The organism is Enterobacter sp. SECR19-1250, from assembly GCF_013391025.1.
Lineage (GTDB): Bacteria > Pseudomonadota > Gammaproteobacteria > Enterobacterales > Enterobacteriaceae > Enterobacter > Enterobacter cloacae.
On sequence record NZ_JACASJ010000061.1, the window covers coordinates 17778 to 30221 of the forward strand.

The following is a 12444-nucleotide window of genomic DNA, read 5'->3' on the forward strand; positions in this document are numbered from 1 at the left end:
AGGGGCCGGATGCGGTTTCTTTGTCGCGCTAGATCGGCACTTGAAGTCGACTGTGACTTTGATCGACTCCAAGGACGCCCGATATGCCGGCCCCCGTCTTCAAGGCTTCGCCCCGGCTGCCGACCATCAGCATTGCGCCCGGACTGTGGGCAGTGCTGTTCATGTTTACCCAGACTGCAGCAGCCGACGTGCTCGTCGTCACCGACAGCCGTCATCCGGTGCAGGCTCCAGCCGGCGTGCGGATCATCGAGCTGGACCAGGCCACGCGCATCGAGGTCGAACTCGCCGCGCACCTACCGGCCGACCCGCAACAGGCTGCAGCCCTGGTGCGGCAGCGGTTGCATGACGGCGGCGAGGCCCTTCAACGCCGCATCGGCCACGCCTACCAAGGTGTCGCGGATGCCTGGGGACTGGGCATCGACAAGATTCCCGCCGTGGTGGTCGATCGACGCTACGTGGTCTACGGCGAGCCCGACGTGCCCCGCGCCGTCGCGCGCATCAACGCCTACCGGAGCACGCAGCCATGAGCCTCCTGCTGGCATCCCGGCGCCTGCGCGCCACCGTCGCCTCGCTGCTGCTGAGCACGGCCACGTCGACGTTCGCCCTGGACACCGCCACCATCGTCTCGTCGGCGCTGTCCCCCGACTGCCTCGAATACCGCGTGGTCGGTATCTGCTACTGGCTGTACTGCACGCCCTTCGGCTGCTCGGTTCGCACTTCCGTCAAGGTGCGCCACTACGTCCCCGATGCGGTGGTGTCGAGCTACTCGAACACCGGAGAAAACCCGTGGCAGGAAGTCAGGGCGATGAGCATGCCCAACCCGACCGCCAAGGCTGGCGGTGACGGCACGACCAATCACGACAACGAGAACAACCTCGCCAAGTTCAAGAACGCCGATGTCATCGGCCATCCGGCCGGGCTGGTGTTCAGCCAGTTCGCCAGCGCCTCCGGCTACACCTGCGAAGGCGCTGGCACGGCCTTCATGCCGTATCTGCTGAGCACGCTCGACACGATCGCCTGGCGCTACAACATCCCGGAAGCGTTCTACCCCGAAGCGCTCATCCCCGGCCGGCGCGAAATCGGTACGCGCACCGGCCTGAACCTCTGGGGCAACGTGTATCCCCGCGGTGGCTTCCTGCACCAGACCGACGACCACAAGAGCGGCGCCGTGGTCGCGCAGCGCGCGGGCGACATCGTGACGCGCCGCAACCAGATTCACGTGTATCAGCCCCTGCTGGCCAACGCCCGCGACGGCTACTGGCCGGCCGGCGCGCTGATGGAGACCGACGCCTCGACGGGCAAGTGGCAGGAGCTGACGCCCACGCTCTCGAACAGTTGCGTGGTCTTCCCGCACAGCCGCACCCGCGTGCAGGCCCAGCAGGGCGACTACGCCTGGGCCTTGTGGCGGCCGTACTCCTGCTGCCGGCGCCGTGGCCAGGTCTTCCTCGGCAGCGTCGATTTCATGTGAGGAACCCACGATGAACGCCTCCCTCCCTGACTTCCTGCACCGCGCGAAGTCGCCCCTGCGGGCCACGCTGCTCGTGGCGGCCATCACGCTGGTCGTCGGCGTCGCCTGGGCGCAGACCCGCATCGACCCCAATGGCGTGAACGTCAGCGGCAGCGTGATCGGCGACGACGTGCTCTACAGCATCGGCGGCGGCCGGGCCGTGTCGATGGGTGGTGCCGGCAACATGCAGAGCATCGGCGTCGGCGTCGGCTGGAACAGCAACCTGATCTGCGGCGACATGAGCATCACCACGACGCTGCAGAACCAGCTCAACGGCATCACCAACGGCTTCCAGACGATCATGAGCAACGTGATCCAGAACGCCACTGCCGCGGTGGCGTCACTCCCGGCGCTCATCATCCAGCGCGCCGACCCGGGCCTGTACAACCTGCTCACCAACGGCATCCTCCAGGCGCGCCTGGATTTCGACCGCTCGAAGATGACCTGCCGGGCCATCGCCAATCGCATGGCGGACATGGCCGGCGGCCAGGCCGGCTGGGACCAGCTCGCCGAAGGGATGGCGCTGCGGGATGCGGTCAGCAGCACCGATGCCGTCTCCGCCATCGAGCAGGCCGAGTCCAACAAGGGGAACAACGGCGTGCCCTGGGTCGGCGGCGGCAACGCGGGCGGCTCCGGCCAGAGTTCGATCAAGGTGGTCGGCGACGTGACGCGCGCGGGCTACAACCTGCTCAACGGGCGCAGCGCCACCGATACCTCGTCGATCGCGCGCAGCGCCTGCGGCAACCGCCTGACCTGCCAGGCCTGGTCGTCGCCTGGCGCGGCCGCGGCCTTTGCGAACCGCGTGCTGGGCGAACGCGAGCAACGCACCTGCGAAAACTGCACGAAGACCCAGACCACGCCTGGCGTCGGGCTCACGCCAGTGATCCAGGAAGAGTACGAGACCAAGCTGCAGGTGTTGCAGGAACTGGTGACGGGCGCCCGGCCGACGACACTGGCCAATCTCGACGCGGCCGGCAGCAGCTCGCTGCCGATCACCCGCGGCGTGATCGAGGCCCTGCGTGACGAGCCCGACCAGGACGTGCTGGGCCGGCGCCTCGCGTCTGAGACTGCGCTGTCCAGCGTGCTGGAGAAGGCCCTGCTGCTGCAACGCACGTTGCTGACCGGCAAGAAGGAGCCGAACGTCGCCGCCAACGAGCTCGCCGTGCAGGCGGTGGACCAGGAGAACAGCGCGCTGGAGCAGGAGATCAACAACCTCAAGACCGAGCTGGAGCTGCGCCGCACGCTGGCCGGCAACTCGGCGATGGCGATCATCCAGCGCCACAGTACCCGCGCTGCCGGCTCGCGCGGCGTCTTCAAGGGCGACACCACGCGCGACCGTCTGCGGGAAGTCCAGAAGCCGCGGAGCGGTACGCCATGAGCCGGCTCGCCTGGCTGCGGCTGCCATGGCTGTTCAACCGCCGCGTCGGCGTGGCGCTGCTGTGGACCTTGCTGGTGGTCGCCGCCGCGGTGGCGGTGAACATCGCCGGCATCCACGTGGTCGGCGGCGTCGAGGGCTGGCAGCACTGGCTGCAGGCGCACGCCGGCCACTTCTTCGTGTGGCGTCTGTGCCTCTACGGAGCGACGGCTTACGGCTGGTGGTGGATGCGTCGGCGCCTGTTGCGGCGGGAGCCGTCCCGCGAGACGCATCAGCGCCTGCTGCGCACGGAGATCGCGGCCGTCATCGCCGTGGTCGCGCTGGAAGCCAGCCAGCTGCTGCGGCACGGCTGAGACCGGGAGGCAGGCATGACGCTCTACACCACGGACTACTTGGAGTATTACCTGACCCTGGTGGCTTGGGTGGTCAACAACGGCATCTGGAGCATCCTCGTGGCCAGCGGCGTGTTCGCGCTGCCGTTCGTGGCCATCGTGATCCAGGAATGGCTCAAGGCCCGCAGCGAAGGTGCGGACGAGGGCAACAAGGGCGTGCTGTCGTCGATGCGCATCGAGAACCGGGTGTGGGTGGCGATCGTGGTCATCATGTTCGCCGGCATCCCGTTCATCCCGGTGGATCTCGCCACGATCAGGTTCGACACCACGCGCTCCGCGCAATGCCAGGTCAGTGTCCCGCTGCCCAACGACACGGGCTGGTCCAACGTCTACACGGCGCTCAACGACCAGAGCGCGCTGGTGCCGGTGTGGTGGTTCTTCATGCACGCGCTGTCGAAAGCCGTGACGGGCTCCGCGGTGGCGGCGATTCCCTGCGGCACGGACCTGCGTCAGATTCGCATGGATGTGGATGCCACGCGCATCGACGATCCGGTGCTGGCACAGGAGGTCGCCGACTTCACGCACGACTGCTACGGGCCGTCGCGCGCCAAGCTGTTCATGAACCGGCCGACGCTCTCCGACGAGCAAATGAACGACGTCACCTGGATCGGTTCGAGTTACTTCCTCGACACGCCCGGCTTCTATGACACCTATCGCGCCAAGACCCCACGCACGGCCTGGCCCTACGACGCGACCCGCGATGCAGGGTTGGCACAGGTGGACAGCGGCGGCGGCTATCCGTCCTGCCGGCAGTGGTGGGCCGATGGCGGCCAGGGACTGCGCAGCCGGCTGCTGGCACAGGTCGACCCGGACCTACTGACCCGCATCGGGCGCTGGGCGGGCTTCCTGTCGCAGAGCGAGGTCAATGACTCGGTGATCCGCGCCGTGGTCTCACCGCGACAGCAGAAGATGAACCAGGGCGCCGTCTACACCGACTACGGTGGCCAGATCGACAAGACGCTGCCGAACGTTGTCACGCGCGGCGCAAGCGACCTGGGGTTGACCGTCGGCTCGCTGGCCTTCTTTCCCGCGATGGACGTGGTGCGCCAGGCGCTGCCGATGGTGCTGACGATGCTCAAGATGGCGCTCGTCATCTGCATCCCGCTGGTGCTGCTGATCGGCACCTACGACCTGAAGACGGTGGTGACGGTGAGCTGCGTCCAGTTCGCGCTGTTTTTCGTGGACTTCTGGTTCCAGCTCGCGCGCTGGATCGACAGCACGATCCTGGACGCGCTCTACGGCTGGGGGTTTGGCGCGGACAGGCCGCACACGAACTTCGATCCGTTGATCGGTTTGAACAACGCCTTTGGCGACATGCTCCTTAACTTCGTCATGGCGATGATGTTCATCGTGCTACCGGGTTTCTGGGTAGCTGCGCTCGCGTGGGTTGGTGTCCGCGTAGGCAACATTTCGCAGATGCTCTCAGCAGCCACCGATGGCGCCAAATCTGCGGGAGGCAAAGGCGCTGACCTTGCAATCAAAGCAGCGAAGGCGAAGTAGCGCCGAGAGTGGCGAGCTACTCGTCGTCCGCGCTGCCGCCGTCAATGCGTACCTCGCCCCGGTAGAGACCGTATCCGTCCAGGCCGTTTCGCCATTGAGGCTCGTCATCATCACTGCTTTCGTCGGCATCGACGTTGCGTACCATCCAGGCAGCGATCCCTGCAAAGGCCAGCAGCAGCGCCAGCCAGAACGCGGAGTAGAGCAGCACACCAAGCACGGCCAGCTTGACGATCCAGAGCACCGCCGTCGCCGCGCTCGCGGGCACCCCGCGCGTCACCAGCCAGCCGGCGACACGCTGCTCGCGGCGCAGGTATCCACGCCAGGCACGGCCAGCCCCCCGGCCCAGCCGGTGGCTCCAGCGCCCGTTGTGCGTGTTGGTGGTCATGCTCATATGCCTCGGCTTCAGTGGTGCCTCACCTCGCGGAGTGGCCGGTCGTGGCCTGCCCTCCAGCATAGACCGCGATCAGGAGGGCGGGTTGCGGCTAGCAGAGTCGGGTTGGCTCGGGTCGCAGGTCGATTAGATTCTGCACTATAAATCAAACGTTATGCTACTTTCCCTGCACGTTCTTGCGATAGCTCTAGAGGCTGATTTGATTCCGTGCTATTTTTATAGCATGGATGGAAATTCTAGGCACCAGGTAATCAAGCGGCTGCAGGCGGGACTCCCCCGCGGGGCGCCGTTCGACCTTGCCACCCTGAGCCAGTTCGGGGTGTCGCCCCAGCTCGCCGCCCACTATGCCGACGGCGGGTGGCTCGTGCGCCTGGCCCATGGCGTCTATGCCTTCCCGAACGATGAGTTCGGGGTCTACGGTGCGCTGAAGTTCCTGCAACAGCGCGTGCCCGGCCTGCACGTCGGCGGCAAGAGCGCCCTGGCCCTGCAGGGCGTGCGGCACAACCTGGGCAGCCGGGAGACGCTGGTGCTGTGGGGCGACGGTCGTTTCGCGTTGCCAGCCTGGTTCACCTCGCGCTTTCCGGCCCGCTACGTCCACGCCCGCCTGTTCGACTGGCCGGACACGGCGCTGTCCAGCAAGACCCTGACCACGCCGCCTGGCCTGCCCGAGGATCTTCGGGTGGCTGCCTCCGAGCGTGCCGTTCTGGAACTGCTGTACGAAGCCGGCGTCAAGCAGAGCCTCGAAGAGGCCCGCAACCTCTTTGATGGACTGCGTTCCCCCCGCAAGGACTTGCTCGGGCAACTGCTGTCCTGCTGCACCAGCGTGAAGGCCGTGCGCCTGTTCCTCACCTGGGCGCGCGAGACCAGCCTCGTGGATGTCGATGCCCTGCTGGAGCAGTACCCGGTTCGCACCGGCAGCAACACGCGCTGGATGAGCCGGCTCGATGACGGCACCTTGCTGAGCCTGAGACCTCATGGATAAAACCTACGCGGACACCGTTCGCCTGCTGCTGGCCGTCGCGCCCGACGTGTTCGCCAACGACATCTTCGCCATGAAGGGCGGCACGGCCATCAACCTCTTCGTGCGGGACATGCCGCGCCTGTCGGTGGACATCGACGTGGTGTACCTCCCGTGGCAGACGCCGCGCGACGAAGCGCTGCAAGCCATCAACCAGGAGCTGGCCGCCATCGCCGCGCGCGTTGCACCACTGGGCGTGCAGACACGCCTGGTTCGCGCCAAGGACCTGGGAGACACCAAGCTGATCGTCGAGAACGACGCCAGCCAGGTGAAGATCGAGGTCAACGTCGTGTTCCGAGGCAGCGTGCTGCCCGTCGAGCGGCGGCCGCTGAGCGCAAAGACCAGCGATCTGTTCGGCGTCGAGTTCGAGCTGCCGGTTCTGGCACCGGACGAGCTGTACGCCAGCAAGCTGGTGGCCGCGCTGGATCGGCAGCACCCCCGCGACCTGTTCGACGTGTGGCAGCTCTACGAATCGGGCGACATCAGCGACGGCATGGTCGAGTGCTTCGTGATCTATCTGGCGGGCCACAACCGGCCGCCCCACGAAGTGCTGTTCGGTAACGACAAGGACATCGCCGGCGAGTACGAGCGGGCCTTTGTCGGCATGACCGAAGTGGGCTGCTCCCTGGAAACACTGCTCGACGCTCGCGCCAGGGTGCGGCGCGAGCTGCCACAGCGACTGAGCACCGCGCACAAGCAGTTTCTGAGCGGGCTGGCGCGCGCAGAACCGGACTGGTCGCTGGTGCAGTGCCAGCACGCCGCGCAACTGCCGGCACTGCGCTGGAAGCTCGCCAATCTCGAAACCTTCCGCAAGCGCCGTCCCGACGACTTCGCAGCGCAATCCGCCGCCCTCGACACCGGCTTGGGCCAGAGCTGACGAACATCCCGCAGCGCCCCACTTGCCGGGATTGCCCCATGCCGCATTCATCGTGGCATCCACGAAGCAGCGGCCCTATACCCAAAGGCTTCCGACAAAGGCCAAAGGGCTGGGAAGGGGCAAAGGAAGGGCGCCAAGGGGAAAGGCCCTATCCTGAAAAGGCCAAAAGGCGCCCCGAGCAGCCCGTCATCCGGGGTTCGCCATGCTCTCGCTGTTCCAGCGCAAAAGGGTGCCACCCGCCGCCGGCACACCGCCCACATCCGCCATCGAAACTCCGAAAGGGGCGATGCGGCCGGAGTCGGCCGCATCGCTGCTGACCACGCCGCGTCGGCAGAAACTGCTGGAACACATCTGGCAGCGCACATCGCTCTCGCGCCGGCAGTTCGCCACGCTCTACCTCGCCCCACTGGAGCGCTACGCCGAATTGGTCCAGCAGTTCCCGGCCTCCGAGAACCACCACCACGCCTATCCGGGCGGCATGCTGGACCACGGCCTGGAGATCGTCGCCTATGCGCTGAAACTGCGGCAGTCATACCTGCTGCCTGCGGGCGTCACGCCGGAGGCACAGGCGGCCCAGGCCGAAGCCTGGACTGCAGGCACGGCCTACGCGGCCCTGCTGCACGACATCGGCAAGATTGCGGTCGATCTGCACGTCGAGCATGCCGACGGCAGCGTCTGGCATCCCTGGCACGGCCCGCTGCGAAAGCCCTACCGCTTCCGTTACCGAAAGGAGCGCGAGTACCGCCTGCACAGCGCCGCCACCGGGCTGCTCTACGCGCGCCTTCTCGATCGGGACATCTTCGACTGGCTCAGCGGCTATCCCGACCTCTGGGCCGCGCTGCTGTACGTGCTGGCCGGCCAGTACGAGCACGCCGGCACGCTCGGCGAGCTGGTCGTGCAGGCCGACCAGGCATCGGTCGCCCAGGAACTCGGCGGCGATCCCAGCAAGGCGCTGGTGGCGCCCAAGCATGCTCTGCAACGCAAATTGCTCGACGGCTTGCGCTACCTGCTCAAGGAAGCGTTCAAGCTGAACCAGGCCGGCCCGGCGGACGGTTGGCTGACCCAGGACGCCTTGTGGCTGGTGAGCAAGACCGTCTCCGACAAGCTGCGCGCACATCTGCTATCGCAAGGCATCGACGGCATTCCGGCGAGCAATACGGCGGTGTTCAACGTGCTGCAGGATCACGGCATCGTGCAGCCAACGCCGGATGGCAAGGCGATCTGGAAGGCTACTGTCACCAGCGACGCCGGCTGGTCGCACGCCTTCACCTTCCTGAAACTCTCGCCGGCGATGATCTGGGATGCCGCCGACCGGCCGGCGCCGTTCGCAGGCCGTGTGCAGGTCGAAGAGGAACAGGCGGAGCCGACGCCGCAGGCGACAACGGTGGCCGATGGGCCGCGCGCCGAAGGCATCGAAGCTGCATCCGCGAGCACGGCGCCGATCGCATCCGCAGCCATGGACACCGGCGTGGCCGCGCTGCTCGACCTGCTGGGCGACACCGCTCTACCCACAGCGCCGGAGATCGCCGAGGCCGAGCCGACCCCTTCGACCGTGCCCCCGCCGCAGATGAGCCTCGCGCCTTCCCAGGATCGCGCGGAGCCCTCCGGGGCGCACTTCATGGCCTGGCTGCGTCAGAGCATCCAGACGCGCAAGCTCATCATCAACGACGCCAAGGCCCTGGTGCATACCGTCGCCGGTACGAGCTACCTCGTCAGCCCCGGCGTGTTCCAGCGCTACGCGCAGGAGTACCTTCAAGTCGCCGCGCTGGCCAAGCAGGAGAAGCTGGAGGGGTGGCAGTGGGTACAGAAACGCTTCGAGAAGCTGGGACAGCACCGCAAGCAGCCGAGCGGGCTGAACATCTGGACCTGCGAAGTCACGGGGCCGCGCAAGTCGCGCCGGCTGCACGGCTACCTGCTCGTCAGCCCGGATGCGCTGTTCCAGGAGACGCCGCCAGACAACCCATACCTGCGGCTCGTCAACGAGGCCGCAAAGCGCGAAGATTCAGCCCTTGGGGGCAAGGCCGACGATCAGGCGTAGGCATGCGACCGCTGTGCGGGCCGGCTTTAATCTGCGGATGGGGCCGACTCTGCCAGCTTGGCTTCGGTCAGAGTCATCAAGTGGGCGGAACTGCATTTCAGCGCACGGGCAATCTTGAGGATGAGAGGGAGCGTGGGGACATGCTCGCCGCGCTCGATCTTGCCCATGTGCGACCGTTCGATGCCGGCCATGTGGGCCAGCGTTTCCTGAGCGATGCCCTGGTTGGTTCTTTCTTCCCGCACGGCAGCCCCAAACGCGATGGCTGGTTCCGCTTCGTAGGTAGTGGTGCCGGTGGGGCGGCCCCTTTGGATCGAACGCTTTGGCATTGCCAAGAGCGTCGAACACGGTCACGATTTAAACCACGTTAAACTTAACTCATCCAACGGCTTCGAGATCAGTTGCCACGAGTTCACCGCCTGGGGGAGCTGGACGTGGAATCGAGTGACATCACAGCCGAAATTCGCATGGCCGTCCTCGGCGAATGGGTGCCTCCCCAGCTCGCCGACGTGCTCGCCCTGCAGCGTGCCGAAGAGCCGGAGACTCATGCCGTCCTGGCCGGCTGGACAGATCCCGGTCGAGGCGCGGAGCTGCCGGACGACGGCTTCGACTTCGCCTTGTCTGCGGTTGCCCGGCAGTGGCCTGGCTGGGTATGCGAACCGCTGTGGCATGACACGCTGGCGGTCGCCGTGGCCAAGCGCTCCCACCTGCTGGCCTACCGTGAAGTGCCGTGCGGGGAAGTGCTCAAGCAGCCCTTGATCTGCTCGCAGTCCACGACCGATGAACCATGGCGCATGACCGTGCAGCGTGTGTTCGAAAACGCGCTGCAAGAGCGAGAGCAAACGGTGGAGACATTCGATGTGGCGATGACGCTGGTTGCCGCCGGATACGGGATCGCCATTGCGCCTGCCGCGAGACTGGCGAGCTACCTACGCCGAGGCATCGCCGTGCGGCCGCTGGCCGGCGCACCGACGATCGTGATGGCTTACCTGCTCCGCCGCAACGCTTCCTTGTCGGACACCCAGGCAAGATTCGCCCGCCGCGCGCGCTTGGTGTCCTGACAGACGTGCGGGGATCGCGGTTTCGCCACGATCCCGCATTCCTGCTGCTAGGCGACTCCGACTCGCGGCGGGGTCCATTCGCTTTCCTTCACGGCTGTGCTCACTGCCATGACGAGCTTGTCGAGATTGCCGGCCGTCACGCCCTCCAGTGCCGAATGCCCCCGCAGCATCGAGCGCGGTTGCAGCAGTGCATGGTAGATCTGCCAAGGGTCCGCACCCCTGGTCAGCTTGAGGACGGACTGGATCAGCTCGTGCTTGAGTGGGTCGAGGTGCCAGTCCGGCACCCGCTGGCCGCGGTTGCCCACGTTCAACGCCAGCAAGTTGCCGGCCTTGATCTCGTAGCTGATCCACCTGCGGGACTTGCCCGCCATCTTCGCAAACGCCGCGACGGGAAGGTTGTGCGGCGCTTCGAAGACATCGAACAGTTCCATCCTCTCGCGCTGAATGTCCGAAGGCACCAGCGGCGCGGCCGACCGAGGGGGCGGAACCGCCGGCAGCCGATGTGCGGCGGCAGAAACCAACGGCATGGCGTCGCCGGGCTTCGTCACGAGCAGGATTGGCGAAGCGGCAACCGGCGTGGAGGGTGCGCTTGCGGTTTGCTCATTCGGGAACGCGGGCACGCCTTCCAGATGCACGGTGAGCGGCATGCTGGCCGCCTCGACCTGGTTCTGCTCGAAGAGGTCGAGCCGATCGGCCCAGTCCTGCATCATGCGGCGACGCTGTTCCACGTACTCGGCATGGTTGTAGGTCGCGCTGACCTTGTTGGGATCGACATGCGAGAGCTGTGCATCCACCCAGACCTTCGGGTAGCCGATCTCGTTGAGCGCAGTGGACATCGTGCCGCGGATGCCGTGTCCCGTCAGGCGTTCCTGATAGCCCATGCGTTTGAGCGCACCATTGAGCGTGTTCTCGCTGATGCGCTTCTTCAAGTCGCTGTCGTGCCGGAACAGGTGGCGCTGGGCCGGCTTGAACTCATCCAGCAGGTGCCGGACGATCTCCATGGCCTGAATCGACAGCGGCACGATGTAGGGCGGGATGTCCTTTGGCTGCTGCCGCTTCTTGCGCATATCCAACTGGAGTTGCTTCACGACGTCGGGCGGGATGATCCACAGCCCACGGTCCAGATCGAATTGATCCGGCGTCGCCTGTCGCAGCTCGCCGGTTCGCACGCCGGTCAGCAGCAATAGCCGCAGCCCGAGCTGGGTCTGCCGCCTGCCGCGATAGCTGCGCAGCCGCTGCAACAGCTTCGGCAGCTCGGCCATGCGCAGGAACGGGTTGTGGTTGACGGGTGGCAGCGGCAGCGCCACCACATCGAGATCGGAGGCGGGGTTTTGCTCCAGGCCCGGCACGATCACCAGCGCGTAGCGAAACAGTTGGTTGAACCACGTCCTGACTTTCTCGGCGACGGATAGTGCCCTGCGCTTCTCGATCTTGGCGATCACCTCCAAGAGGTCGGGACGCTTGATCTCATAGACCGACCGCTTGCCCAAGGTGGGCAACACATCCTTGTCGAAGATCCGTGGAAGTATCGAGAGGGTCGTCTGCCGGCCTTCCTTGAGGCTGAGCCCGCGATGCTTGAGCCACTTGCGATACACCGCCTCGAAGGTGTTTTCGTCGGCGAGCCGGACAGCGGTGCGCTTCTGCTTGCGGTGAACGCGAGGATTGGTGCCTTTGGCCAGCAGGGCGCGCGCTTCGTCGCGTAGGCTGCGGGCCTCGCGAAGCGTCACCTCCGGGTAGGTGCCGAGCGACATCCGCTTCTGCTTGCCCGCCCAGTAGTAGCGGAAGTGCCAAGTCCTGCCCCCTGCAGCCGTGACGGCCAGGGAGAGGCCATCCAAGTCAGGGAGGGTGTATGCCTTGCCAGTTGCCTTGGCCTGTCGAACGGCCAGGTCTGAGAGTGCCATGCTCTTGCTCCTGAACATGAGTCAGGAACCAGATGCTGGTCACGTCGACCTCGCCCCTCCACCAACAATCCGGAATCAGCCGCGCCCGCAAAAATGGACTTGTTTGTGGACTTGAAAGTCCCGGCTGTAGGCGGATCGCAGTGGACTACGGCAGAACGTCAAAGAGAGGAAAAGTCCTTGTGTGGCAACGACTTGCAGACTCTCTTGGATTTCTGCGGAAGTCCGCAGAATGATGCGGTGGAGCGGGCGAAGGGAAATCACCCCCGCTCCAAAGTTCTCGTAATCCCATGGATTTATTAATAAAAACGTGATGCATTGTAGGAGGGTTTTGTGTAAGCGTCAAGCCACTGCCGCCTGTTGCGATTACTAACGATTGACGATGATAGA

General features: G+C 65.7%; 12 protein-coding genes. 9 read left to right on the top strand and 3 right to left on the bottom strand.

Annotated features, from left to right (window positions below; genetic code table 11):
• Positions 1 to 83 precede the first annotated feature (83 nt).
• The 5 genes from HX884_RS16000 to HX884_RS16020 are packed head-to-tail and all read left to right on the top strand — an operon-like array spanning position 84 to position 4774.
• Positions 84 to 527, top strand: a complete 444-nt coding sequence (locus HX884_RS16000; protein WP_058176010.1) for a TIGR03757 family integrating conjugative element protein — start codon at positions 84 to 86, stop codon at positions 525 to 527.
• A complete protein-coding gene (locus HX884_RS16005) occupies positions 524 to 1468 on the top strand; it encodes a TIGR03756 family integrating conjugative element protein (RefSeq protein WP_016446146.1) in 945 nt (314 codons plus the stop codon). Before HX884_RS16000 ends, HX884_RS16005 begins: the two co-directional genes overlap by 4 nt.
• Positions 1469 to 1478: 10 nt before the next feature.
• On the top strand, positions 1479 to 2885 hold the full coding sequence (locus tag HX884_RS16010; protein WP_178328475.1) for an integrating conjugative element protein: 1407 nt from the start codon (positions 1479 to 1481) through the stop codon (positions 2883 to 2885).
• Complete coding sequence (locus HX884_RS16015; protein WP_003292115.1) at positions 2882 to 3235, top strand: hypothetical protein; 354 nt, start codon at positions 2882 to 2884, stop codon at positions 3233 to 3235. The genes HX884_RS16010 and HX884_RS16015 overlap by 4 nt, the downstream gene beginning before the upstream one ends.
• A 15-nt stretch (positions 3236 to 3250) precedes the next feature.
• Positions 3251 to 4774, top strand: coding sequence for a conjugal transfer protein TraG N-terminal domain-containing protein (locus tag HX884_RS16020; protein WP_011805401.1), 1524 nt, complete (start codon positions 3251 to 3253; stop codon positions 4772 to 4774).
• Positions 4775 to 4790: 16 nt separating this feature from the next.
• Here HX884_RS16020 and HX884_RS16025 read toward each other — a convergent pair whose 3' ends face one another.
• Positions 4791 to 5165: a DUF3742 family protein gene (locus HX884_RS16025; RefSeq protein WP_031754974.1), complete on the bottom strand. Its 375-nt coding sequence runs from the start codon at positions 5163 to 5165 to the stop codon at positions 4791 to 4793.
• Between the two features lie 223 nt (positions 5166 to 5388).
• On the opposite strand from HX884_RS16025, the gene HX884_RS16030 reads away from it, so the two are divergent.
• From HX884_RS16030 to mobH, 3 genes are all read left to right on the top strand, one after another.
• Positions 5389 to 6147, top strand: a complete 759-nt coding sequence (locus HX884_RS16030; RefSeq protein ID WP_047335954.1) for a type IV toxin-antitoxin system AbiEi family antitoxin domain-containing protein — start codon at positions 5389 to 5391, stop codon at positions 6145 to 6147.
• Positions 6140 to 7060: a nucleotidyl transferase AbiEii/AbiGii toxin family protein gene (locus tag HX884_RS16035; RefSeq protein ID WP_047335955.1), complete on the top strand. Its 921-nt coding sequence runs from the start codon at positions 6140 to 6142 to the stop codon at positions 7058 to 7060. The genes HX884_RS16030 and HX884_RS16035 overlap by 8 nt, the downstream gene beginning before the upstream one ends.
• 202 nt (positions 7061 to 7262) lie before the next feature.
• On the top strand, positions 7263 to 9098 hold the full coding sequence (gene mobH, locus HX884_RS16040) for a MobH family relaxase (RefSeq protein WP_178328476.1): 1836 nt from the start codon (positions 7263 to 7265) through the stop codon (positions 9096 to 9098).
• A 26-nt stretch (positions 9099 to 9124) separates the two neighbouring features.
• Here mobH and HX884_RS16045 read toward each other — a convergent pair whose 3' ends face one another.
• Positions 9125 to 9424 carry a helix-turn-helix domain-containing protein gene (locus tag HX884_RS16045; protein WP_003282197.1) on the bottom strand — a complete coding sequence of 100 codons (300 nt, stop codon included), beginning with the start codon at positions 9422 to 9424 and terminating at the stop codon, positions 9125 to 9127.
• A 105-nt stretch (positions 9425 to 9529) separates the two neighbouring features.
• On the opposite strand from HX884_RS16045, the gene HX884_RS16050 reads away from it, so the two are divergent.
• Positions 9530 to 10156: a LysR substrate-binding domain-containing protein gene (locus HX884_RS16050; protein WP_134587049.1), complete on the top strand. Its 627-nt coding sequence runs from the start codon at positions 9530 to 9532 to the stop codon at positions 10154 to 10156.
• A 47-nt stretch (positions 10157 to 10203) separates the two neighbouring features.
• Here HX884_RS16050 and HX884_RS16055 read toward each other — a convergent pair whose 3' ends face one another.
• Entirely contained in the window at positions 10204 to 12057 is a 1854-nt protein-coding gene (locus HX884_RS16055; RefSeq protein WP_016851969.1) for an integrase arm-type DNA-binding domain-containing protein, read from the bottom strand.
• Between the last annotated feature and the right edge of the window lie 387 nt (positions 12058 to 12444).

What these genes read in the sequence shown, in the direction of transcription:
- HX884_RS16000 (WP_058176010.1), top strand. Translation starts at nt 84, where the DNA reads ATGCCGGCCCCCGTCTTCAAGGCTTCGCCCCGGCTGCCGACCATCAGC.
- HX884_RS16005 (WP_016446146.1), top strand. Translation starts at nt 524, where the DNA reads ATGAGCCTCCTGCTGGCATCCCGGCGCCTGCGCGCCACCGTCGCCTCG.
- HX884_RS16010 (WP_178328475.1), top strand. Translation starts at nt 1,479, where the DNA reads ATGAACGCCTCCCTCCCTGACTTCCTGCACCGCGCGAAGTCGCCCCTG.
- HX884_RS16015 (WP_003292115.1), top strand. Translation starts at nt 2,882, where the DNA reads ATGAGCCGGCTCGCCTGGCTGCGGCTGCCATGGCTGTTCAACCGCCGC.
- HX884_RS16020 (WP_011805401.1), top strand. Translation starts at nt 3,251, where the DNA reads ATGACGCTCTACACCACGGACTACTTGGAGTATTACCTGACCCTGGTG.
- HX884_RS16025 (WP_031754974.1), bottom strand. Translation starts at nt 5,165, where the DNA reads ATGAGCATGACCACCAACACGCACAACGGGCGCTGGAGCCACCGGCTG.
- HX884_RS16030 (WP_047335954.1), top strand. Translation starts at nt 5,389, where the DNA reads ATGGATGGAAATTCTAGGCACCAGGTAATCAAGCGGCTGCAGGCGGGA.
- HX884_RS16035 (WP_047335955.1), top strand. Translation starts at nt 6,140, where the DNA reads ATGGATAAAACCTACGCGGACACCGTTCGCCTGCTGCTGGCCGTCGCG.
- mobH (WP_178328476.1), top strand. Translation starts at nt 7,263, where the DNA reads ATGCTCTCGCTGTTCCAGCGCAAAAGGGTGCCACCCGCCGCCGGCACA.
- HX884_RS16045 (WP_003282197.1), bottom strand. Translation starts at nt 9,424, where the DNA reads ATGCCAAAGCGTTCGATCCAAAGGGGCCGCCCCACCGGCACCACTACC.
- HX884_RS16055 (WP_016851969.1), bottom strand. Translation starts at nt 12,057, where the DNA reads ATGGCACTCTCAGACCTGGCCGTTCGACAGGCCAAGGCAACTGGCAAG.